Source organism: Butyrivibrio sp. WCD2001 (genome assembly GCF_000424485.1).
Taxonomy (GTDB): domain Bacteria; phylum Bacillota; class Clostridia; order Lachnospirales; family Lachnospiraceae; genus Butyrivibrio.
The window spans coordinates 537,422-561,212 of the sequence record NZ_AUJZ01000001.1; the positions used below are offsets into that span (position 1 = coordinate 537,422).

Consider the following 23,791-nt stretch of genomic DNA (forward strand, 5'->3'; position numbering starts at 1 on the left):
ACTCACGCCCCTATCTGCTTCCTGATTGCTTTTACAAGTTTGGATTTCTTCTTACCTTTAATACCCTTTACAGAAATCGTTGCCTTCTTTGCAATCTTTTTAAACGCATTTTTCTCGATCTTCAGGGATTTATTTGCATCTATAGATATCTTCTTTAATTTTTTACAGCCTTTAAACGCATCCTTTCCAATTGAAGTTACATTCTTTCCAATGGTAAGTGATTTGATTTTTTTATTCCCTTTGCAAGCGCCTGTTTCAATCTTTCTTACCGGGTGTGTCATCTTTTCATAAGTAACTTTGTTTATTGACACCTTCCCCTTTGCTTTAATTTTCGTAACTACCGCACTTCCATCACTTTCAAAGCGATAAGTTATGCCTTTAACTGTAATCTCCTTTTCCCCATACACATTTTCATTTACGGTTTCATTTACAGTTTCATCAGGTTCATCCTGAGGGGTGTCCAATGCGGGTGCATAGGTCATGGTGTTTTCGTCAAATGGAATCATTCTATTAATATTGTTTGATACCGGATTTTTATGATAAGTGCCTGCAACATCCGGTTTTCCATCAGAGTTATTATCAATAACCATTAAAGAAGGGAAATCCATGAATCCTTTAGTTGCCTTAGGTGTCATAACCGCTTTTAAGTTGTAACATCCGTAAAGCATTGAATCAGTAATTGCTGCAGCAGACAGATCAAGACTTCTCATATCTATATATTCAAGGTTGGGACAATTAGCGAACATACCTTCAGCATCGCAGACATTTGTCGCACTAAAATTAGGGATAAGGATACTCTTCAAAGAATCACAAGAATTAAACATATTCTTGATTCTCACAACCTCAGAAGGGCCAAAACAACTTAAGTCAATGCTTTCAAGACTTTTGCAATTTGCGAACATGCTTTCCATAGTTCCTATGCATTTTACATTGAATTTTTTGAAGGTTACTTTTTTAAGCATGTCACAACCTGTAAACATGCCTTCCGTAGAATAAACTTTATCAGACTCAAAGCTGCTAAGATCAAGGTCTGTAAGATTTTTACAGCCTCCAAACATCCAGCTCATATCATAGGCATTCTTTGTATTAAAATTCCCGAAGTTAACAGTCTTTAAACTGGTATCGCCACTAAACATGCCGGACATTTTGACTGCATTTGATGTATTTATTCTGCCGTTTCCAAAATCAATCTGTGCAAGGTTTGCATAATAAGAAAACATATATGCGGAATTTTCCGGAAAGATTATTTTCTCAGCAGCACTGTATACGGAAACAACGCCCTTTCCGTCATAATAAGCTGTAACACCTGTCCCGACAGATTTGCTGCCCTTTTGACCTGTAGGTGTTTTAGATACAAAAACAATCTTCGTAACCTTATTATCTGTAGTGTTGTATTGCATCCAGGTCTTACCGTTAGCAAGATTCTTAACTGCAGCACAGAAAGACTCTCCTTCCAAAAGAGTTCCGTTCACTGTTGCAGTTTTCGTTTCAGCTGCTTTTGATAGTATGGAAGAATTTCCGGATAATACAAAAAAACACAGCAGAGCTGTGATGACGAATAACAGATTCCCCAATTTCCTCTTCATTTAAAATGTCCCCTTTTAACTTTCTTCATGCCAACAGAAGGCACTCCTTAGTTCTTTATTTTACCAATTCCTGACTGCCTTTATCAATATGAAAATTGTTTAGTATTATTTTTTCATCATTTAATCATCTTCCATTATCACATATTCAAAAGTTACAATTATTCTGAGCGTTGTAAAAAGAATATTGCTAAGTTAAAATTATATTAAGTAGGTAAATACCTATTTTAAATTTTACACTTTTCTTACCAGGGGTATAAAAATGGACAAAACAGAATTGGAAAGACGCCTTCGGAAATATAATAACGGACTTGTTATAAGCGGGGTAGGCGTTATTATTTTTGGTATTTGGACTATCATAAAGGCTATCGAAGAAATTGCTTTCGGAGACATTGATTTCTTTGAATTTGTTACCGGCGGTAATACTGAAATTCCTTTTATGAAAGGAATAGTAACAGGTATCTTAGTCCTTGTTATTATCCTGATTCTTTTATGGCACCTTTATGTTGGAGGCTGTGCCATTCTTGTAGGTCGTGGAAAAAAGAACAAGAAAGCTTTCCTTTTTTGGGCTTTTTTTGCACTGATTCTGACCTTTTCCGGTTTTAATAGATTTTTTATCGAAACCAGCTCAGACCCGAATGATACTACCATTGCTTCATTCTTAACTGATGTTGCTTTTTGCTTCGCTATTCTCGATATGTTCGTATCATATTTCCTTTCGGCAAAAACAAAAAAACAACTGGGGAGGATGTGATATGCAGCTTGATTTTCATTATTACGCAACCTACTGTGCCGCATTTCTTGCGGGTTATACCCATGAAGAATGTATGGATATCTGTTACAGTGCCCAGTTTGTAGATGAATGCACGGCAGCTTTCCTGTCAAGGATAATGGTGCCTGATAAGTATGCCACAACACAGCTTAATCTTGAGCTCATGGATATGCCCACCGATATACTGGGGTTACAGAAAATCACAGGAATTTGGACTTCTTTTCACTTCTTGCCCTATGATCTGTATGCAGAAAAAAAGTGGGCTTCAAAAAGGTATAAAAACAAATACAGACTAATTTGCGGTCCCAACGGAGAACTGGTTTCCAAGACTATAGACCTTGCAAAGGACAAACCTCTCCAGGCGGTGGGCATTGCCATGCACATCCTTGCCGATACCTGGGCTCACAGATATTTTGCAGGCACTCCTTCCCTTGTAATAAACAACACCAACTATGATTTTTATGAGCTTATTCCTGATGGCGACGGTTTTTTTGAGCGGCAGATCAGCTTCAGGCACAATGCAACTCTTCCCGATGATATAGAAAAGGGACTTTACACCAATTCTCTGTATCAGGGAAACGAAAACTCCATAATGAATCTAGGACACGGAAGGGCCGGTCATTTTCCGGATTACAGCTTTGCGCGTTACAAATATACGCCAATGTGGGGAAATTATTCGGAAATACTTAAAGACAATCCTTCCGATTATATAAATGCTTTTTGCCAGATGATATATGCAATGAAGTATCTCCGCGGAAGTAATGATGTTTTCGAGCTTGAAAAATATGATACGGAAGCCATCGCCGATTACAAAGAAAAGATTCGCGGTATTCTCGAAAAGCGCCAGCTTAACGCCAACGCGGACTGGAAAGCTTTCGGAGAGGAACTCTCCGGCATGGAGATTGAAGAGTTTGATATAAATAAATATCTGGATGAATACCGAGGCGCTCTTATTGAGCAAAAGAAACATACATTTCTCGGAAAATTTCTGAACGCTGCTTTAGATCAAAAAATGATGGTAAAAAGTGAGATTCAAAAATCAGGAAATTTCCTGGCAGGTTTTTCCTCCAAGAAAATAAAGAGGCACTAATATATGACCAGAGTTCAAAAAATCAAAAGTTTCATATTTTCCATACTTATGATTGCTGCAGCGATATACCTCATGTCAGATCCCGAGCATGGATACTCGTATATTGTCCTTATACTTGGCACCGGTCTTTTGATATATGGAATCAATACCCTCATATATTTTTTCACCATGGCACGTCATATGCTGGGTGGAAAGTATATGCTCTATAAGGGCGTTATTTTCACTGATTTCGGATACCTCACCTGTACGCTGAACAACATTCCCCGTATCTATGTTATTCTGTATCTTGCAATTTTACATAGTTTTACCGGACTTGTGGAAATTCTTCGGGCACTGGAAAACAGGAGCCATGGCGGAGCCTTTAAACTTAAATTAGCACACGGAATATACGATATGATTCTTGCAGCCTGCTGTATAATCTTTATAAAAGAAACTCACACGGTTGTAATTATATATTCCGTCGGGCTCATATATTCCGCACTATTTCGTTTTGTCGGGGCACTTAGAAAAAATGTTTAAAAAAAGTACTGTCTTCTCGTAAATCGAGTCTGACAGTACTTTTTATTTATTGTGCAAAATAATTATCTATACCGTTTGCAATACCAAGCATCATCTTCTGCTGATACTCAGGTGATGCCATATTGGTATCGTCTGTAGGATTGGACATATAGCCCATCTCGATAATGGTTGATGGAACAGTCGCCCAGTTGATACCTGTCATGGTATCCGTCTCCCAAACATACTGCTTCTTAAATCCTGTCGCAGCAATATATGCATCCAGTACACAATCCGAAAGCTTTCTTGACTGAGAATACATATTCGCATTATAAGGATTTGAAGGAGTCTGACAGATAGTCATTGCTCCGTTTACAGAAGTATCGTCGGAACCGTTTGCATGTATTCTTACAAATGCTTCTGCGCCAGCATTATTTGCTATCTGTGCTCTCTCAATATTGGTTATCCTTACATCGTTGGATTCTCTTGTCATAATAACAGTATATCCGCGTCTTGTGAGCTCATCCTTAAGCATGAGTCCGATTGTAAGCGCAAGCTGATACTCTGCAAGGCCTGTGGTTTTTCCGGCAGTTCCTCCGGTAACCTTCATTTTCATTGTGCTTGAACCGGGTCCGTTGGGCTCCTTATCCGTCATTGCACCATTCTGATGTCCGGGATCGATACATATGATGTGACCACCAGTATGTGGTGTTTCAGCAGGAGCTGCCACAGTTTCAGTCTGTACTTCCTCGGCATTTGCCTGTTCCTCGCCTGCAACCTGAGCATCTTCGGAAGATGACTCTACCTGAGCTGCATCCTTAGCATCATCTGAATTTTGAGCATCTGCTTCATTCGTCTGTTCCTCATTTACATTTTGAGGATCTTCAGCTGTTGCCTGATCTTCTGTTTCGCTCTGAACTTCCTCTGCGCTTGTCTGCTCCTGCGCCTTGTCTGCCTCGGAATTTTCTATATTTACGCCTTCACCCTGCACTTCGGCAGATTCCTCTGTTACTGTCTGATTATCAGTTGAACTCTCGGGATCCTCCGCTGCATTTTCAGCGGCATCTACAGTCTCTGTCTGTGCTACAACCTGCTCGGCCTCATCACCTGAGTTTTCTCTTACCTCTACGGGATCCCGAAGCAAAACCGCAACAACTACAGTTAATAACACTACAAAGCTTACCCCTAAAGCTATAAAGGGAATTGCTCTTTTTGCTTTCTTACTCATTAAACATCCTCTATCTTGATAAGGTTCGTGTTACCTGATTCGCCGTTTGTAACACCACCTGTAATAACTATCTTGTCGCCTTCCTTAAGGTCAAAGGTTTCAATTGCAACCTTCTTTGCACTGTAGAAAAGCACATCCGTTGAAGGGAACACATCACACATCTTGGGTGTAACTGCCCAGGAAAGTGAGAGCCATCTCCAAGTCTTCTCATTGGTAGTAAGGCCGATTATATCAACAGGTGAACGGAATCTTGAAACCATTCTTGCGGTACGGCCTGAAAGTGTGCAGGCAACAATCGCCTTGGCATCAAGGTCTATAGCCATTCCGCAGGTCGCATGAGAAATTGCATCCACATCACTTTTTATAATGAAATCATAGTTGTAGAAGCGCTTGTTGTAATGTATATTCTGCTCGGTTGTCTCCGCAATCTTAGCCATGGTCTCAACCGCCTGAACAGGATAAGCACCTGCAGCTGTCTCGCCTGAGAGCATAATTGCACTTGTTCCGTCATATACAGCGTTTGCAACGTCAGAAGTCTCAGCTCTTGTGGGACGCGGATTGTGGATCATAGACTCAAGCATTTCCGTAGCAGTAATTACACGCTTTCCGAGCATACGACACTTTGTGATAAGATCCTTCTGGATTGCAGGAAGCTGTTCAAACGGAACCTCAACACCCATGTCGCCTCGCGCAACCATGATGCCGTCACACTCCTTGCAGATATCTTCAATGTTGTCATAACCTGACTGGTTTTCAATTTTCGCAATAAGCTGAACCTTGTCATCGCCGCCGTTAGCCTTGAGGAAATTATGAACATCCACAAGATCCTGCTTTACAGAAACGAAGGAACATGCAATGAAGTCCACATCGTTCTCAACACCAAAAAGGATATCTGATTTATCCTGCTCTGAGAGGTAAACCTGCTTGATGTGTTTTCCGGGGAAGCTCATGCTCTTCTTATCCGAGAGCTCACCGCCTGTTACAACCTCTGTCTCAATCCTTGTTCCGTCTGTACTAAGAACCTTAAACTCCAAAAGTGCATTATTTAAAAGGATTCTGTCGCCCTTGTAAAGCTCCTTCGCAAGGTTTTTATAGCTAACTGAAACGATGGTGTCGTCTCCCTTTATATCCTCGGTTGTAAAGGTGAACTTTTTACCTTCTTCAAGATTAACCTTGCCATCCTTAAAGGTTCCGATTCTGTACTCCGGTCCCTTTGTATCAAGAAGAATAGCGATGGGAAGTCCAAGCTCCTGTCTTACTTTCTTGATTCTCTTTATTCTAGTGAGCTGCTCTTTATGATCTCCGTGTGAAAAATTGAGACGCGCAACATTCATGCCTGCCTTGCAGAGAGCTGCAATCATCTCCTCTGATTCACTTGCCGGACCTATAGTACATACAATTTTGGTTTTTCTCATAAAAATCTCCTATATTAAATATATTTTCGAAACGCATGCCCTAAATATAATACATCTTATATTTTTTATCTACCCACTATAATAAAGAAATTAAATTACAAAACTTCTTATTTTTTATGAGATTTTCCCTAGCGTCAATTTTATTACTGCCTACCAAGATTATTTATTAAATAAGGATATCTTGGTATACATGAGCATGGCCAATGCCAATATATCGAGTAATTCACAATTTTATTGGTATGATGAAATCGTTGTATTACCAAGAAATATCATATTTACCCATTTTCTGGGTATAAACAGGATTGATAATAGCCAATATTTTTCATATATTTCAAATATCTTGGTTCGGTAATAACTTTTTTATACCAAGATTTTTATATAATTCCATATTTCTTGGTACGATATCGATTTTTCATCACCCAAATTTCACGAATTCCATGTATATCTTGGTACTGTAACCTATTTTCAATACCAAGATATTTTAATATTAAATTTTTATGGGTACAGGTGCAATTAAGCATTACCAAGATAATGCTAATTTATAAAATATTCAGGCTCATAAAGCGGTCCTTATCCCAGAAGACTTGAGATCAATAATGTACCTGAGTCCAATGATATACTTCAGACAATTGTCCCCAAGATACACTACTCCTCTTATCTGATAAATAATAATCAAAATATTGATATTCAACTAATCATAGTTATCCAAAGCTGTGTTATCATAGATGAATAGAAAAACGATGGGGGAAATAAAAAAAATGCAGACCAAAAATCGACTTGAATCAATAGATACGATAAGAGGCATAACTGTAATCAGTATGATACTGTATCATTTTTGTTGGGATCTTAAGTTTATTAAAGGATTCAACATGCCATGGTACGGGACCAGCGGGACATATATGTGGCAACAGAGCATATGCTGGAGCTTTATATTGATATCCGGCTTTTGCCTGCATTTTGCGAGACAGCCGATCAGAAACGGTCTTATTGTATCCTTGTGTGGATTCATCGTAACAGCGGTTACGCTTATAGTTTTGCCGGAGGATCCGGTTTATATTGGGGTGTTAACTCTCCTTGGCTCATCTATGCTTATTCTTGGACTGGTTATTTTTTTGCTAAAAAAGCTTGGAATCATCGATAATGCCAATCACACAAAAGAAAACAAGCATCTGTTTGATCCACTATGGGGATTTTTTATTTCTGCCATATTATTTGCAATCACAAAGAAAATCAACGTCGGATTATTGAATTTTGGTGTATTTAAACTGGCTCTTCCTGATGCATTATACGGAAGAGGACTTAATGACGGAATGTCCAATTTGCATCTGACTTATCTTGGATTTATGCAGGAGGGCTTTATTTCATCCGATTATTTTTCAATTATGCCCTGGTTTTTCCTTTTCCTTACAGGATATTTCCTCTATGGGATCCTTGAAAAGAGGTTTAGCAAGAGCTATTTCCAAATAAAAATACAGCCTTTTTCCTGGATTGGAAAACATTCACTTTTGATATACATGCTGCATCAGCCGATATTATATGGAATTACTATGCTGCTGTGATAGAATTGGATTATATTTATTATAGTTCGGCTTCCGAAAAGGTGCCGCTATTATAAATTTTTAGAGGGGAATATTACATCATTAGGAGGAGACATAAGGTATGAAAAAAGAAAAAACTACAGGTATGGGGTTTGCAATAGGTTTTACCGTTGCTTTTGTGGGAGCTATTGCATTGATCGCAGTTATTCTTATAATGTCAAACAAGCTCCGCAAATTCAAAGTAGATATGTTTGTCCTTTTCAATGAGGCAGATATATGCGTTGGTGAAGGCGTTGACGGACAGTACAGGATAAGTCGCGACAACCTTACAGCACTAAGCGCTATTCTCCAATCAACTAGAGGCTATTTTACTTTTGATAAGCCCAAGACGAGTGAAGAAATCAATCTTAAAATAACTCACGACGGTGAAGACTGGAATCTGTCCATTGCAAGAGCCGGTGATAATAAGTTAAAACTTGTTCTTACAGGAGAACGAAACTATGAGGTTTATGTAAAGGATAATAAGAAATTTGAAGATATACAAAAATGTGTATCCGGTAATGGCTATATAGCCGCGAACAAGCCATTTAGTGGTAAAAAATGATAATTATTTTAGGCATGATTAATAATGAGAATAAGCACAGCTTTTACTATAGAGTATAAGCTTGTGCTTATTTTTATTTGTCGCTTTCAAAGTATGCATGTAAAAATCTACTGTTAAACTTGCACAAATCATCTCACTTGACACGAATGCAAATTAATGGTTATATATGATTCGTTATCAATCCGATAATTGATATGCGTTCAGCATATTATTTTCACAACTATGACATGTTGATATGTGAAACTAAATACACCCATAGGCCATGGGAGAAAGGAATAAATCAAGCAAAATTATTTTATTTTTTGCAATATAAAAAATGAACAAAAGTAAAAATATAGTACCGGAGTATGAATTCATACCATTTCTTAAAAAAAGAGCTGAATTTTTGAAAAAGGAAATTGCAACTCGTAAAAAACGTCTGAAAAGTGCTCCCGCCGGTAGTCTTCGAATAGTAAAGAAAAAGCACTGTAGCCAATATTATCTTGGTGGTAAGAATAACATAAAAGGAACCTATATTTCTAAGTCAGAGATGCCATTAATTAGGTCGTTGGCTCAGAAAAAATACGACAAGAAATATGTAAGCGCCGCAGAAGCAGAACTTAAAGGCATTCAGAAATTCATCAATAGCAATCCCGGCAAAACAGCCACAATTGTGGCTACTTTTCCTGACGAATTAAGAGATGCATTGGATTACGCTGATATGACAATAAATGACTATTCTAATATCTGGCAAAACTCACCTTATACTGCTAAGAAAAATGATGGAGATAATACCTTACATATGACAAGAAGAGGCGAACATGTTCGATCAAAATCAGAGGAAATCATAGCTAATGCATTATTTAGACATGGCATCCCTTATAAATACGAGTGCCCTGTTTCACTGCACAACGGTGAAATCCGATATCCTGATTTTACGATTCTGCATCCTCATAGCGGAAGTATTGTATATTGGGAGCATTTAGGAATGCTAGATAATCCTCAGTATATTGAAAACAACATATTGAAGTTCAGAGATTACGAGAAATCAGGAATACAATTAGGAAAGAACCTATTGGTAACATACGAGAATTCTAAGTCGCCATTAAATTCTATGATAGTTGAAAACTTCATAAAGGTTCACTTTTCCTGATTCATTGTTTCGTATTATCTTGGTTGTCGTAAATTACACTTGTACCTATATATTTTTTATATTTATTGTTTCTTGGTCGTGAAAATGGGTCATCGTACCAAGATATATAGTTTTTTCAGAAAATCTAGGTTATTAAAAATCAGTATCAAACCAAGATTATGCGAATTCTTAAGATATCTTGGTAATAATATTTCGTTACCAAGCCAAAATATTTGAGATTTGCGAAATATATTGGTAATTAACAATTATGTTTATACCAATATATTGGTATATCTAGCTTTTTCTTGGTAATACATCAATTTCATCATACCAATATATTTGTGAATTACAAGCATTATTGGCAAAGGTCTAGTTTACTCATACCCATATATTTCGGAATCTATTGTAATCTTGGTACAAATAGCCACAAAAAGGGCATGCCGTAAAGGCATGCCCGTAAACAAATCAGATAATTAAAAAACTTATTCAGGAAATAACCTCTATTGCCTTCTTCGGGCACTTCTGCGCGCAGAGGCCACAATGTGTACACTTATCCTGATCGATGGAGGCAACGTTGTTCTCTACGGTAATTGCACCTGCGGGACAGTTCTTCTCACAGATGTGGCAAGCGATACAGCCGACCTTACAGTATTTGTTAACTGCCTGGCCTGGATCATTTGACTTACAACGAACCGACTCTGTTGCATCGTAGGGAACAAGGTCAATAAGGTGTCTGGGACAGATGTTGATACACTGGCCACAGGCCTTACAAGCTTCCTTATCTACTACTGCTATTCCGTTTACCACATGAATAGCATCAAACTGACACACATTCACACAGCTTCCGCCGCCTAAACATCCAAAGGTACAAGTCTTGGGACCGGCACCGGGAACCTGATTGATAACTCGGCAGTCTTCTGCTCCGTAATATTCATATCTCTGAGTTGCCTGTTCGCAATCGCCGCCACAGTGGACATAAGCCACCATACGCTTTGCTTCGCCCGCATCAACTCCCATAATTCCTGATATAACAGCAGCTACCGGAGGTCCTCCAACCGGACACTGTGAAACCGGAGCTTCACCCTTGGCGATAGCTGCAGCGCATCCCGAACATCCGGGGAATCCGCATCCACCACAGTTATTTCCGGGAAGTGCTTCCAAAATAGCCTGTTCTTTCTCATCTACATCTACATGCAGCTTCATGTCGGCAACGCCAAGGATTATTCCGATAAGAATACCAACACCGGCAACCACTGCAGTAGCAATGAGTACACCACTAATCATAATTTTCTCCTTTTTCCCCTCATCCGTCAGACTTCGTCTGACACCTCCCCCCAAGGGGAAGGCAGAGGATTTATTCAGAATCGCTATCTCACCTCAATGCTGAGAATCCTGTAAACGCTATCGCCATAAGTGCAGATGCAAGAAGTACAGTAGGCATTCCTCTGAAAGGCTTCGGAATGTCATTAAACTGAATCTTCTCACGAATGCCTGCAAGAATTACGATGGCAATCGTAAAACCAACTGCTGTAGCAAAGCCGCAGATTGTACTCTCAAGAAGGCTGTAGCCGTCTGTTACATTGTTGAGCGCAACACCGAGAACCGCACAGTTTGTAGTAATAAGGGGAAGATATACACCCAGTGACTGATAAAGAGATACCACAAACTTTTTGAGGAACATCTCAACAAACTGAACCAGCATCGCTATAACCATGATGAAAACGATGGTCTGCAGGAATGATAAATCGAGTGGTGAAAGTATAAATTTGTAAATTGCATTGGTAACAAGGGATGCAAGCGAAATAACGAAAACGCACGCCATACCCATACCGAAAGCTGTCTCTGTTTTTCTTGAAACTCCAAGGAAAGGACAAAGTCCGAGGAACTGGCTAAGTACTACGTTGTTAACAAGAGAGGCTGTAATCATAATGGACAAAAGTCCTATAATCGTATCTGTCATTTCTTATCCTCCTCTCCCGGAACAATTACTTCTTTGATCTGTGGCTCCGATACATTACCAACTACTACAGGCTCTTTCTCGGGAACCTTGATATCGGAAGGCTTTACCACATCTGCTTTAGCTTCTATTGGCTTAACAACCTCAGCCTTTGCCTCTGCCTTCTCTTTTGCAAGAAGCTCTTCCTTAACCTTCTTGGGATCCTTGATTTCCACATCACTACAGCAACCGCCGACACCAAACTTGGAAGTATCCTTGCCCTTCTTCTCCAGATTGAACTTAACCTGATTCATTATTGCAATCAGAACTGCAAGAACAATGAATGCACCTGCCTGCTGAATGAAAATACGAATCGGCTGATACTGACTGAAGAAATATCCTACAGGTCCGGGAACAACACTGCCCTCGCCAAATACCTGTACATCAAACATTGTGCCTCCGCCGATAAGCTCACGGAAAAGACCGATAACTGTGATAGCGCAGGTAAAGCCAAGTCCCATTCCTATTCCATCGAAAAACGAAGGAACAACATTGTGTTTGGAAGCATAAGCCTCTGCTCTACCAAAAATAATACAGTTAACAACGATAAGCGGAATATATACGCCCAGTGCCTGATACATAACCGGAACATAAGCCTGCATAACAAGCTGAACCAGTGTAACGAACGAAGCAATTACAACGATGAATGCAGGGATACGAACGGTATCCGGAATCACTTTTCTAAGGAGTGATATAACCGCATTACTGAGTGCTAAAACGAATGTTGTTGCAAGTCCCATGGTTACGCCGTTTATAGCGGAAGTCGTAACTGCAAGCGTGGGACACATTCCGATCATGAGAACCAGTGTAGGGTTCTCAACTATAAGTCCATTCAGGAAGCGCTCGATAGGAGTGTCCTGTGTAAAGCCCAAGGCTCCTTTTTTCTCTTCACTCATACGAACCTCCTTAACCGTTAAGAGCAGCCTGGAAATATGCAACAGCTGCATTTACGCCGTAAGTAACCGCTTTAGATGTGATTGTTGCACCTGAAATAGCTGCTATCTCACTATCTGAAGAAGCTGCATTTTTTGTAACAGAAAACTGAGTTGCCGGTTTTCCCGGGAACTGAGGTACAAGTACCTTCTCAGCATTCATTCCAAGACCCGGAGTCTCATTTATGGAAATAAGTGAAATGCCGTTAACCACGGATTCATTTGTTATACCAACCGTGAAGACAATCTTATCTCCGTATCCTCCGCTTGTAACCTGAACGACATATCCAAGACCGTTGCCGGAACCGTCAACTGCTTTTTTCACACTATTGATCTCTATCTTGCTGTAATCGGGGCCGCTGAGTACCGAAGCAGCTGTAGCTTCATCAAGATCAACATCCTCGAAATTAGCTGCATCAGGGAAAACTGCCTGATTAGCTTTAATCTGTGCAAGCTCATTCTGATATGCTATCGGATCCTTCGTAACCTGATAAACAAATCCGAGAGAAACACCTGCAACAAGAGTGATTATGAAAAGAATGAGTGCATTTTTCAGCATAGTTTTTACATCTGTCATGCTTTTTTCTCCTCCTTCTTTTCTACGGGTCTGATACCGAAGGCTCTCGGAATTGTGTACTTCTCGATGAGCGGAACGATCAGATTACCGATGATGATTGCATAGGAAACACCCTCTGCGGAAGCTCCGAATACACGGAAAATTCCGGTAAGTACTCCGAGGAACACGCCATAAATATATTTTCCTTTTGTAGTTATGGGACTCGTTACATAGTCGGTAGCCATGAAAAACGCACCAAGCATAAGTCCGCCACCTGCAAGCTGTGCGGAAATATATGTTCCGTTTAATCCATGTCCTCCGAAAATGATAACGAACAGTACAAAGGAAGCAATGTATGTTCCGGGAATCTTTAAATCAATGATTCCAAGCATGATAAGAATACATGCACCTATCACTATCGCAATCATTGATGTCTCACCGATTGTACCGGGGATTTTACCAATGATCATATCGATAACGGTAACCTCTTCTCCTGCCTTAAGAGCAGCAAGAGGTGTGGGTGATGTATAAGTATCCGTTGCAAAATTGGTCATAAGTGCCGGGAATGATATAAGCAAAAAGCATCTTGCAGCAAGGGCAGGATTCATGAAGTTCTGTCCAAGACCTCCAAAGAGCATCTTTACAACAAGAATCGCAAACACGCCACCGACGATGGGAAGCCACCAGGGAGCTGTGCAAGGCAGGTTCATTCCAAGGAGCAGACCTGTAACAACTGCAGAAAAATCACCTATAGTGATTTTCTTATTCATTATCTTTTCATAGCAGAACTCGGTAGCGACAGTAGAGAATACCGAAATCAAAAGTATTATCAGGGCGTCGATACCGAAATTATAAATGCCAAAACCGGCAGCCGGAAGAAGTGCGATGACAACCCACATCATTATGTTTGAAGTTGTCACACCGGACCGAACATGCGGATTTGACGAAACTTTCATCATATCGCTCATTGTTTTTTCCTTTCTGTTACTTCTTCCTCTTTCCAAGTTGAATCTTACGCATACCCTTGATCAGCTGAGTAAGCTGTCTTCTTGCGGGGCAGATATAACTGCAGCATCCGCATTCGCAGCATTCCATACCATACTCGGCAAGGAATTTTTCTTCCTGACCATTCTCAACATCATCCGCAAGATTCTTCGGGATGAGTCTCTCGGGACATACATCCACACATTTAGCACAGTTAATGCAGGCACTGGGCTCAATTGCGGAAACAGCATCCTCAGTAAGACAGGTAAGCGCTGAAGCAGTCTTGGTTGTGGGAACATCAAGGTCAAACAGTGCAAATCCCATCATGGGCCCGCCTGAAATGATCTTAGCCGGAGTTCTTACAAATCCGCCTGCGTCATCCAGAAGTTCTCTGTAGTTTGTTCCGATTCTGACCTTATAGTTACGGGGATCAGCTACTGCATCTCCCGTGATGGTAACTATTCTCTCCATCAGAGGTCGTCCCTCGGTAACAGCTCTGCTTACCGCACACAGAGTATCAACATTATCTACGATGCATCCTGCATCAGCGGGAAGCATTGAAGAATTGATCTCTCTCTTTGTGCACGCATATATGAGCATACGCTCTGCACCTTCAGGATATTTTGTCTGAAGGGCTTTTACCATGATCTTATCGTCATCCTTGGTAAGCTCACGGAATTTTGCTATACAATCCGGCTTGTTATCCTCGATTGCAAGAATACCTCGCGCATTCGGGAAAAGCGAAACCGCAATTCTAAGACCGCTGAGAAGGAGCTCGGGTTCCTCAACCATACGACGATAGTCACTGGTAAGGTACGGCTCACATTCAGAGCAGTTTGCAATTACATACTCGATTTTTTCAGGTTCTTTTGGAGATAATTTGACAGCAGTAGGGAATCCGGCACCACCCATTCCGACAACACCGGCCTCTCTTATGAGGTCAATCTTTTCCTGCGTGGTGAGTTCCTCCAAGGGTTTGGTAGGAAGCATCTCGCCTTCCTCGTAGAGACCGTCATTTTCAACGATAATGCTGTCGCACATACCGCCGGTAGCCAGTCTTCTCTTCTCAATTCCCTTGACTGTTCCTGATACAGTTGCATAGATTGGTGCTGAGACGAAGCCTCCTGCTTCAGCAATCTTCTGTCCCACCAGTACATGATCGCCCTTCTCAACGATAGGCTTAGCAGGTGCCCCGATATGCTGAGATATCGGATAGACAAGATCACCCTTTGGCAGGACTTCCTTGATGGGCTTATCCTTAGAAAGCTCTTTGCCTTCGTAAGGATGAACTCCCCCCACAAAAGTTAATTTAGCCATTTCCTACCCTTTCTTTTATTGCCATATAAGGCTAATTTTTGCCCAGAAAAATATTACTTAAAAATGGAAAAATATAAAGAAAACACCCCCACCCCAAATAATGTTATTCTGAACGAATAAAAATACTGAAATTATTATACTACAATTATTTGGAATTAGTCAGATTTTAATAAGAAATATACTCATTTATTTTCACTATTTGTGTGCTACAATGAAAATGTTTATAGTTTTTCTAAAATTTTACGGAGTATTGGTATGAAAATAGTAAATGAAAAAATAGAAAATACTGCAGATGGATACCCGCTTAGCAGGATTTGTGATAATCCTGCAGATATCCTTTTTTTAGATATAGAGACCACTGGTCTTTCTCCGAAAAACAGTGTCATTTATCTCATCGGTTGTGCTTACTACAAAGAAGGAACCTGGCAGCTCCGTCAGTTCTTCGCCGATAAGCGCGGTGAGGAAGACGAACTTTTAAAAGCGTTCCTCGCATTTGCAAAGGACTTTAAGGTTCTGTTACATTTCAACGGTGACAGATTTGATCTGCGTTTTATCAAGTTCAAATGCGAAAGGTTCCATATCGAAGACACTCTCGAAACCGCAAAATCCATTGATATTTACAAGAGGGTTTCTCCATATAAAAACATTCTCGGAGTCCCTGACTGCAAACAAAAAACAATTGAGTTATTCCTGGGTATCGACAGAACAGATGTCTACACCGGAGGCGAACTTATAAGTGTATACAAGGATTATCTTATTTCTCAGAGTGAGCGCTCCTATGATCTTTTGCTGCTTCATAACGCTGATGATGTCCGCGGTATGTTTGCGCTACTGCCTGCTCTTTACTATCACGATCTTTTCCAAAAGCTGATAAACCAGAAGGTTATTCTTTTCAAGACAGATGCTTCGGTATTCCCGGAGGTTCGCACAGGATTCCTGGTAGATGAAGGTTCTGAAAACGAAAATCCCGATGCTGTGATAGACCTGCCTATTCGCGCAATGAAAGTCCAGGCAAACTATTATAAGGACATTGACGGAACAAAAAAGGAAGAGATACTTATGAAAATATCTCTTCCCGATACGCTTCCTTCTTCTGTAGGTGCATCCTATAAAGGCTGCTACTTCAAGGCTGAAGGCGACACTGCCACTCTTCGTATTCCGCTCCTTGAAGCCGAGCTAAAATTCTTCTATAACAATTACAAGGATTATTATTATCTTCCCGCTGAGGATCAGGCACTGCATAAGTCCGTCGCACAGTTTGTTGACAAGACTCACAGGGTTCAGGCAACCGCAGCTAACTGCTATACCAGAAAACCCGGGCAGTATCTGAAGGAATGGGATGCCATTTTCTCACCAGTTTTCAAATGGGACTACAATGATAAGACCATGTATTTCGAATTGACCGATGCACTAAAACAGAGCCGCGCCGCTATGAGCTTATATGCGGTGCATGTGCTGGGGCATATAATTGCGAATGCGTAGCCCCTCATCCGTCAGCTTCGCTGACGGATGAGGGGAAGGCTTTTTATTGAAGTGCCTGCTCGATGTCTGCGATAAGGTCTTCCTTATCTTCAAGTCCGCAGCTGATTCTGATAAGTCCAGCAGGAATTCCGGCTGCTTCGAGCTGCTCATCTGTAAGCTGTCTGTGTGTTGAAGTTGCCGGATTGAGGCAGCAGGTTCTTGCATCTGCAACATGTGTCTCAATAGCACAAAGCTTTAATTTACCCATAAATTCTTCGGCTGCAGCTCTTCCACCTTCAATTTCGAAGGATACAACTCCGCATCCGCCGTTACCCATGTACTTCATAGCTCTGTCGTAATAAGGATCAGATTTAAGTCCGGGATAGTTGACCTTAACTACCTTGGGATGCTTTTCAAGGAACTCTGCAACAGCTGTTCCATTCTCAACGTGGCGAGGCATACGAACATGAAGTGACTCGAGTCCGAGATTCAAGTAGAATGCATGTTGAGGGGACTGGATACTTCCGAGATCTCTCATAAGCTGTGTTGTAGCCTTAGTAATGAAAGCACCTTCATTACCAAACTTCTCTGCATAAATAATTCCGTGATAAGATTCATCGGGTGTTGTGAGTCCGGGAAATTTATCTGCATGTGCCATCCAATCAAATTTTCCGGAATCAATAATAGCTCCGCCGACTGCAGCTCCATGACCATCCATATACTTGGTTGTGGAATGTGTAACAATATCTGCACCCCACTCAATAGGTCTGCAGTTAACAGGTGTAGGGAATGTATTGTCTACAATAAGTGGAACGCCGTGCTCATGTGCTGCCTTCGCGAATTTCTCGATATCCAAAACAGTGAGCGCAGGATTAGCTATTGTCTCACCAAATACAACCTTGGTATTGTCCTGAAAAGCAGCGTTCAGCTCTTCCTCAGTACAATCAGGGTCAACAAAGGTAACCGTGATTCCCATCTTTGCCATTGTTACAGCGATAAGATTAAAAGTTCCGCCGTAAATTGAAGCAGAGGATACAATGTGATCTCCCGCTTCACAGATATTGAACAGTGCAAAAAAGTTTGCTGCCTGTCCTGAGGAAGTGAGCATTGCTGCTGTTCCACCCTCAAGCTCAGCAATTTTTGCTGCTACATAATCATTTGTAGGGTTCTGAAGTCTTGTATAAAAATAGCCGGAAGCCTCGAGATCAAACAGTTTTCCCATATCACTGCTAGTGTCATACTTAAAAGTAGTAGACTGAACAATCGGAATCTGTCTGGGCTCTCCGTTAGTCGGAGTATATCCTCCCTGAACACATTTAGTGTTTAACTTGTAATTTTTCATAACTCCTCCTTATGTAGAAAATTCATTTATTCACATATCAAAGTGTTCTGCCGCCCTTAAACCAGAAAATTATGGAAAGAATAGCAAGAACCAATGTAGCCACAACAAGAAGCGCCTCAATAAGAAGCGGGATCTTCCACTTAAGTTTTAACTCTTTTATTTTAATCTCCTGATTATCCGGCCAGGAAATTACAAGAATAGCACCGAGAATACCACTCAGTGTCAGGGTTGTAGCCCCGATTATAATGAATTTATCCAGCATATTTTCACACCCGAAATTATACTACTTCAACAAGCTCTATCTTGAAATTGAGTTCTTTTCCCGCCATCTCATGGTTAGCATCAAAAGTGATAGTCTTCTCATCCTTAGCTGTAACCTTCACAGGAATCGGTCTTCCGTACATATCCTGGAGATAAACCTGCTGATCTACGGTAAGTTCCTCTGATCCCGGCATCTCTGCGATTTCCACAGTGAAAACAGCCTCAGGGTCAAACTCGCCATAAGCTTCTTCAGGCATAAGATGTACATCAACAGTCTCGCCTACTTCCATATTTGCAACAGCTTCGTCAAAGCCGCGGATCATCATGCCTGAACCACAGATAAACTGGAGAGGCTCACCTCTGTCATAGGAAGAATCAAACTGTGTGCCGTCATTAAATGTGCCCTTGTAATGTGTGCGGCAAATCTTACCGACATTTTTACCCTCGATCGGAGGCTGAGAACTACATCCGCTGCAGCCGCCGCAGCCGCCTTCGTGTCCGCACATAGACTCCTCTTCTTCGCCGCAGCCATGGCTACCGCAGTGGCCACCTTCTTCGTGAGAACCACAGGAGTGTTCCTCACCGTGATGATCTCCGCAAGTATGTCCTTCGCCGTGATGATCACAGTTTACACCTGTGCTTTCAAGCTCTCCTCTAAGATAAGCCTCTACCGCTTCATCAGCATTTCCCTGCGCTCCTGCGCAAAGCTCAATTCCGCATTCATCAAGAGCAGCCTTAGCGCCACCACCGATACCTCCACAGATAAGTACATCGATGTCATTGTTGCCAAGAAGTCCTGCAAGGGCGCCATGTCCCTGTCCGTTTGATCCGATTACTTCCGAAGACTTAACTTTTCCATCCTCTATTTCATAGATCTTGAACTCTTCTGTATGTCCAAAGTGCTGAAACACTTCACCGTTGTCATAAGTTACTGCAATTCTCATTGTATTACCTCCTAAAACTTTGTTCCGCCAAGCGTGTATATTCCCGACAGAACGTCGAACAATAATCACGTTCGACACTTACTCAAAACTTTCTACATTATAACAGTAAAAGCACATTATTTCTATGAGAAAAAGCAGTTATTGCAATTATGCATCAGTTCACAATTCGATAAAGAATCCTTTATGGCAATTCTGTAAAATCCTTCCTCAAGGCCTTTGAAGTTTGAACAGTCTCTTATCAGAATTCCTTTTGATAATAATTTTTCATATAAATTGTTATCACTTTTGATAAGAAGATAATTTGTATCGGAAGGATATACTCTAATTCCTTTTTCAGAAAAAACCTTTATGAGTTTTTCTCTCTCTTCTTTAATCAGCGCTTTGGATTCTTCTTCGAAGTTTGTATCAAGCAAACTGTTTGTGCAGGCTATCCCTGCCTTCTGTGCGAATATAGACATATTCCACTCAGGCAAACACTGTTTTAGTCTTGAAATGTTTTGTTCGCTCGAAATAGCATATCCGATACGCACTCCGGGAATTGAGAACAGCTTGGTATAAGCGTTAATAATATATAGGTTATCTGATCTATCAAGATATTTTACAGCGCTCGCCGCTCCTGTTGAAAGGTGCAAAAAGCATTCATCAACTATCAGATTAGTATGAGTTTCATTGCATTTTCTTATGATTTTCTCGAGGATGTTTTCGCCGACGCATCTGCCTGTAGGATTATTTGGATTTGCAAGAATAACCAGGTCCGTTGCTTCTGTAATATGGTCAATTATTTCTTCCGTCAATTCAAAATTGTTTTCAGGCAGTAAGGTGTATTCACTGATAACATGCGAACACCCTTTAGACCAAGCTGAACAACCTTCATTTATAAATGTGTTTTTCTTGATAGATTCCCTGTTTTCCTGCAGAGAATGCAAAGCATGTCTGTATCCATAAAAGCTTGGTATGGGAAGTAGGACCTTTTTCGGCTGCAGCATCTGAATAATTGCAAGTATAAGTTCTGATGCCCCATTGCCTCCAATGATCATGTCTGGGGTAATATGCGCTTCTGCAATATATCTGTTCTCTGCTTCTGCCACCTTTTCCCTGAATTCTCTCTGCGTTATATCCGGGTATTGATCCACCTCACTTATAGCATCTTGCAATGCCTGTCTAACAGAATCCGGGCATGGATTGGGATTCAAATTTACCGAAAAGTCATATTCTATTTCTTTGTCGTATATTTCTCCGCCGTGAAGCACTTATTTCTCCTGTTTCATTTTTCAACTATTTATGTCAACTGCTTAGGTACTAAATATTTACCTAATTATTATTCTTACTTGATGTTTTGTTTTTTGCTTTGATTTCAGGAATCCGTAAATCCATTTTCGATTTTTTTCAAAATTGACTTACGAATTATCATTATTAAGATAAAAATATTTTGATTTGCGTTTGTTCTTTTACTCAATTGCGCACATATTCGTTATTTTGTAAATTCATGTGTGATATGCAGTATTTTCCATGATTTTGGTAAGTCTATTTTCAAAAAATTCAAGAATGGATTTACGCTTATCGAAATTACGTATATTATTTTAAATTATCATCCTTTTTCTTAATATCTTTTAAATATATCCACTTTCACAACAATAATTCAGCAGATTTTACCACACATGCGATAAATGCAATCAAATGCGGTAATTAAATACAACTGTGAGCGCCAAAATCAAGCATATACTTTTAAGACAATAATAACAGCCATCAATATAATCAGCATGACTACACATAGAATCTCAGTAATATACATCAGTTTACATGCGCGTCTGATATCCCTTCGTTCAATTTCACGAATGGGATCACCAATGAAAGGCTTTTTTACAAGCTTCCCAAAATAATAGGCATCACCGGCGAGCTGTACTCCCAGTGCACCGGCGCAGACACTTTCTGCCTGAGCTGAATTGGGACTCTTGTGATTGTATCTGTCTCTTCTGAAAATTCTAAATGCTCGCTTTCCTGAATAGATACCGGGCTCGATGAAAACCGAAGCAATAAATGTTGAAGCTATCATTAGAACAGCGCAAATTCTTGCAGGAATGAAATTCAAAACATCATCTGTTTTGGCTGCAGCTTTTCCAAAGTACTCATATTTGTCGTTATGATAACCTACCATTGAGTCCATTGTGTTAACAGCTTTATAGAAAAAACCAAGGACAGGTCCGCCAATAAAGGTATAGATAAGCGGAGCGATGACTCCATCGGAAGCGTTCTCTGCAACAGTCTCAACGGCAGCTCTGATAACTCCGGGTTCATCAAGATTCTTGGTATCTCTTCCTACAATCATTGAAACTGCATGTCGTGCATCCTCTATAGTTCCGTCTTGCAATGCTTCAGACACCTTAAGGCTTTCGACCTTAAGACTTTTTGCCGCAAGAATATAACAGGTGAGTATAGCTTCTACTATCAAGCCAAGATATATGCTGATAAAATAAGACGCAAACATTATGGTTCCTGTGATTAAAACTGTAGCAAATGTAACGCATATAACAAGAAGGATTCCTCCACTAAATTCAGCACTATGTTTTCTCTTCTTAGCATCTCTAAGGTGAGCTTTACTTTCTAAGCCATTATTTTCGTGATTTCTCTGCGCAGGATTAAGTTTATGATCCAGAAAACCGATAAATCTTCCGATTAGTCTGATGGGATGCGGAAAGTTCATGGGATCACCGATTATCCTGTCAAGAACTGCGCCTAGAATAAAAGCGATGATATGCGCAAGTATTATGCTTTTTATATCCAATGAAAAATTCATTAATCAATCAGCTCCAAATCGAAAAAATTGCCAGTGCTACTGTAAGCAGACACTCCCCTGTTACTACAAAATATCCGGAAGTATCTCCGGTTATTCCTCCGAAAGTTTTGTCGCAAACTCTTTTGTAATAAAAAGTATAGAGTAAAATTACTGCAGTACAAATCGGTGCTGCTATTGTCTTTATGAACCCCATCAAAAGAATTGCTGCCAAACTCTCAAATATAAGGAAGATGAAATCTCCATTTCCTGCTCTCCCTGATTCCATATTCAGCATGCTGTCCTTTTTTGCATTTTGAATTTTGACGCAGGTAATGCCGCAAATCCCACGTACAAAAGCAAAAACAATTGCATAGATATATACCGTTTTGTAGCAACCCGTCTGCAGAGCTCTGTAAACAACATAATAAAGTGAACATATCCAGATGAGTCCAAGTCCTACAAGACTGATAACAGCGAAGGCTCCGATATGAGGGTCCTTCATTATCTCAAGTTTCTTTTCCTTCGACTGATATGACTTTATCACATCCTGGACATCCATGAATCCATCCAGATGAAATCCGCCGGTAACAAGAATTGGGATAAAAGTCAAAATAAGAGTTATGACCATACATGGCAATTCAAATAATATGCTAAGTCTTGCCACTGCGTAGCATATTCCACCAATCACCGCTCCGACAAGCGGCAGAAATGTTATCACATGCTCCATGTCCTTTTCATTCCAGGTAAACATAGGCATAGGAATTCTGGAATACATTGAAAATGCAATTATTATACTTTTAAAAATGCTCAATTATGTGTCCACCTTTCGTCTAGAAATTCGTAGACTTCATCCGCATATTTTTTCAGGTCATTGTTAACCAAATCTATTAGGCGCGTATACCTCTTTGTATCTTCATCATAGCCTTCGCCTTCAAGAGAAAAACTGTTGGATACGATGACCAGATTCTTTACACTTTTTCCAAAAGCTTTTACGGACTGCGTTATGTATTTTACAAACTCATCATCTGAAAGCTTACTATTATCATCTGAGTGCATCTCATTTCCAACAAGGTTTGACATGCATTCAAGCAGGCAGGTGTCCTGCGATTGAGGATGGATGCCACTCTTGTTTTCAGTTTTGGTGCTGTTATCAGAATACACAGAAAAATCCTCAATCAGGCTTTGAATTTTCACCGGGCATTCAATGGTTTCAAAGCCCTTTCCTTCTCGGAGTTTTCTGTGCTTTTCAACACGCTTTTTACCTTCTTCTCCGAATGGAATCATGGTCGCTATATAAATTTTTTGCCCATCACCGGCCAGTCTGACAGCAATCTCTTCTGCTTTAGATGATTTGCCGCTGTCGGGAATTCCTAAAACAAATACAATCAT

The 23,791-nt window shown here is 40.3% G+C and carries 22 protein-coding genes and 1 pseudogene; 7 read left to right on the forward strand and 16 right to left on the reverse strand.

The features are described 5' to 3' along the window. Window positions 1-2 precede the first annotated feature (2 nt). Window positions 3-1,586 (reverse strand): BspA family leucine-rich repeat surface protein, encoded by a 1,584-nt coding sequence (locus G630_RS23235; RefSeq protein ID WP_026497611.1) that lies wholly within the window; start codon window positions 1,584-1,586, stop codon window positions 3-5. A 259-nt stretch (window positions 1,587-1,845) separates the two neighbouring features. Between G630_RS23235 and G630_RS0102315 the strand changes: the two genes are divergently transcribed. Genes G630_RS0102315 through G630_RS0102325 form a run of 3 tightly spaced genes read left to right on the forward strand, consistent with a single transcriptional unit; the run spans window position 1,846 to window position 3,964 of the window. Then, on the forward strand, window positions 1,846-2,337 hold the full coding sequence (locus G630_RS0102315; RefSeq protein ID WP_026497612.1) for a hypothetical protein: 492 nt from the start codon (window positions 1,846-1,848) through the stop codon (window positions 2,335-2,337). 1 nt (window position 2,338) lies between these two features. Further along, the gene (locus G630_RS0102320) at window positions 2,339-3,445 is read left to right on the forward strand and encodes a DUF6765 family protein (RefSeq protein WP_026497613.1); all 1,107 of its coding nucleotides are present in this window, start codon (window positions 2,339-2,341) and stop codon (window positions 3,443-3,445) included. 3 nt (window positions 3,446-3,448) lie between these two features. Then, entirely contained in the window at window positions 3,449-3,964 is a 516-nt protein-coding gene (locus G630_RS0102325; RefSeq protein ID WP_026497614.1) for a DUF308 domain-containing protein, read from the forward strand. 46 nt (window positions 3,965-4,010) lie between these two features. Here the strand turns inward: G630_RS0102325 and G630_RS20395 are convergent, their stop codons facing one another. Both G630_RS20395 and pyk read right to left on the reverse strand, forming a co-directional pair. Further along, on the reverse strand, window positions 4,011-5,168 hold the full coding sequence (locus G630_RS20395) for an N-acetylmuramoyl-L-alanine amidase family protein (RefSeq protein WP_049946042.1): 1,158 nt from the start codon (window positions 5,166-5,168) through the stop codon (window positions 4,011-4,013). Further along, window positions 5,168-6,583 (reverse strand): pyruvate kinase, encoded by a 1,416-nt coding sequence (gene pyk, locus G630_RS0102335; protein WP_022759791.1) that lies wholly within the window; start codon window positions 6,581-6,583, stop codon window positions 5,168-5,170. The genes G630_RS20395 and pyk overlap by 1 nt, the downstream gene beginning before the upstream one ends. 758 nt (window positions 6,584-7,341) lie before the next feature. Here pyk and G630_RS0102340 point away from each other — a divergent pair. The 3 genes from G630_RS0102340 (at window position 7,342) to G630_RS0102350 (ending at window position 9,857) form a co-directional block, all read left to right on the forward strand. Beyond that, window positions 7,342-8,142: a DUF1624 domain-containing protein gene (locus G630_RS0102340; RefSeq protein ID WP_026497615.1), complete on the forward strand. Its 801-nt coding sequence runs from the start codon at window positions 7,342-7,344 to the stop codon at window positions 8,140-8,142. Between the two features lie 100 nt (window positions 8,143-8,242). After that, window positions 8,243-8,725: a hypothetical protein gene (locus tag G630_RS0102345; protein WP_026497616.1), complete on the forward strand. Its 483-nt coding sequence runs from the start codon at window positions 8,243-8,245 to the stop codon at window positions 8,723-8,725. Window positions 8,726-9,041: 316 nt separating this feature from the next. Then, window positions 9,042-9,857: a hypothetical protein gene (locus G630_RS0102350; protein WP_026497617.1), complete on the forward strand. Its 816-nt coding sequence runs from the start codon at window positions 9,042-9,044 to the stop codon at window positions 9,855-9,857. Between the two features lie 465 nt (window positions 9,858-10,322). On the opposite strand, the gene G630_RS0102355 is transcribed toward G630_RS0102350, so the two are convergent. The 6 genes and pseudogenes from G630_RS0102355 to rsxC all read right to left on the reverse strand — a co-directional run bounded on the left by G630_RS0102355 (window position 10,323) and on the right by rsxC (window position 15,621). Next, entirely contained in the window at window positions 10,323-11,120 is a 798-nt protein-coding gene (locus G630_RS0102355) for an RnfABCDGE type electron transport complex subunit B (protein WP_022759787.1), read from the reverse strand. Between the two features lie 88 nt (window positions 11,121-11,208). Next, window positions 11,209-11,796: an electron transport complex protein RnfA gene (locus G630_RS0102360; protein ID WP_022759786.1), complete on the reverse strand. Its 588-nt coding sequence runs from the start codon at window positions 11,794-11,796 to the stop codon at window positions 11,209-11,211. A gap of 212 nt (window positions 11,797-12,008) precedes the next feature. Further along, window positions 12,009-12,728 (reverse strand): annotated as a pseudogene (rsxE, locus tag G630_RS20400) (electron transport complex subunit RsxE); the annotation flags it as partial. Window positions 12,729-12,738: 10 nt separating this feature from the next. Further along, window positions 12,739-13,341, reverse strand: a complete 603-nt coding sequence (locus tag G630_RS0102370) for an FMN-binding protein (protein ID WP_022759784.1) — start codon at window positions 13,339-13,341, stop codon at window positions 12,739-12,741. Further along, window positions 13,338-14,288: an RnfABCDGE type electron transport complex subunit D gene (locus G630_RS0102375; protein ID WP_026497619.1), complete on the reverse strand. Its 951-nt coding sequence runs from the start codon at window positions 14,286-14,288 to the stop codon at window positions 13,338-13,340. The genes G630_RS0102370 and G630_RS0102375 overlap by 4 nt, the downstream gene beginning before the upstream one ends. Window positions 14,289-14,304: 16 nt before the next feature. Next, window positions 14,305-15,621 carry an electron transport complex subunit RsxC gene (gene rsxC, locus G630_RS0102380; RefSeq protein ID WP_022759782.1) on the reverse strand — a complete coding sequence of 439 codons (1,317 nt, stop codon included), beginning with the start codon at window positions 15,619-15,621 and terminating at the stop codon, window positions 14,305-14,307. A gap of 255 nt (window positions 15,622-15,876) precedes the next feature. On the opposite strand from rsxC, the gene G630_RS0102385 reads away from it, so the two are divergent. Further along, entirely contained in the window at window positions 15,877-17,103 is a 1,227-nt protein-coding gene (locus tag G630_RS0102385; RefSeq protein ID WP_044958417.1) for a ribonuclease H-like domain-containing protein, read from the forward strand. A gap of 43 nt (window positions 17,104-17,146) precedes the next feature. On the opposite strand, the gene G630_RS0102390 is transcribed toward G630_RS0102385, so the two are convergent. From G630_RS0102390 to G630_RS0102420, 7 genes are all read right to left on the reverse strand, one after another. Further along, window positions 17,147-18,424: an O-acetylhomoserine aminocarboxypropyltransferase/cysteine synthase family protein gene (locus G630_RS0102390; protein WP_026497621.1), complete on the reverse strand. Its 1,278-nt coding sequence runs from the start codon at window positions 18,422-18,424 to the stop codon at window positions 17,147-17,149. 37 nt (window positions 18,425-18,461) lie between these two features. Further along, window positions 18,462-18,686, reverse strand: coding sequence for a hypothetical protein (locus G630_RS0102395; protein WP_026497622.1), 225 nt, complete (start codon window positions 18,684-18,686; stop codon window positions 18,462-18,464). 16 nt (window positions 18,687-18,702) lie between these two features. Further along, the gene (locus G630_RS0102400) at window positions 18,703-19,629 is read right to left on the reverse strand and encodes an FKBP-type peptidyl-prolyl cis-trans isomerase (RefSeq protein WP_022759778.1); all 927 of its coding nucleotides are present in this window, start codon (window positions 19,627-19,629) and stop codon (window positions 18,703-18,705) included. A 122-nt stretch (window positions 19,630-19,751) separates the two neighbouring features. Then, entirely contained in the window at window positions 19,752-20,879 is a 1,128-nt protein-coding gene (locus G630_RS0102405; RefSeq protein WP_026497623.1) for a pyridoxal phosphate-dependent aminotransferase, read from the reverse strand. Window positions 20,880-21,340: 461 nt separating this feature from the next. Beyond that, complete coding sequence (gene cbiB, locus G630_RS0102410; protein ID WP_044958418.1) at window positions 21,341-22,423, reverse strand: adenosylcobinamide-phosphate synthase CbiB; 1,083 nt, start codon at window positions 22,421-22,423, stop codon at window positions 21,341-21,343. A gap of 7 nt (window positions 22,424-22,430) precedes the next feature. Then, window positions 22,431-23,213 (reverse strand): adenosylcobinamide-GDP ribazoletransferase, encoded by a 783-nt coding sequence (locus G630_RS0102415; protein WP_026497625.1) that lies wholly within the window; start codon window positions 23,211-23,213, stop codon window positions 22,431-22,433. Next, window positions 23,210-23,791, reverse strand: coding sequence for a bifunctional adenosylcobinamide kinase/adenosylcobinamide-phosphate guanylyltransferase (locus G630_RS0102420; RefSeq protein ID WP_026497626.1), 582 nt, complete (start codon window positions 23,789-23,791; stop codon window positions 23,210-23,212). The genes G630_RS0102415 and G630_RS0102420 overlap by 4 nt, the downstream gene beginning before the upstream one ends.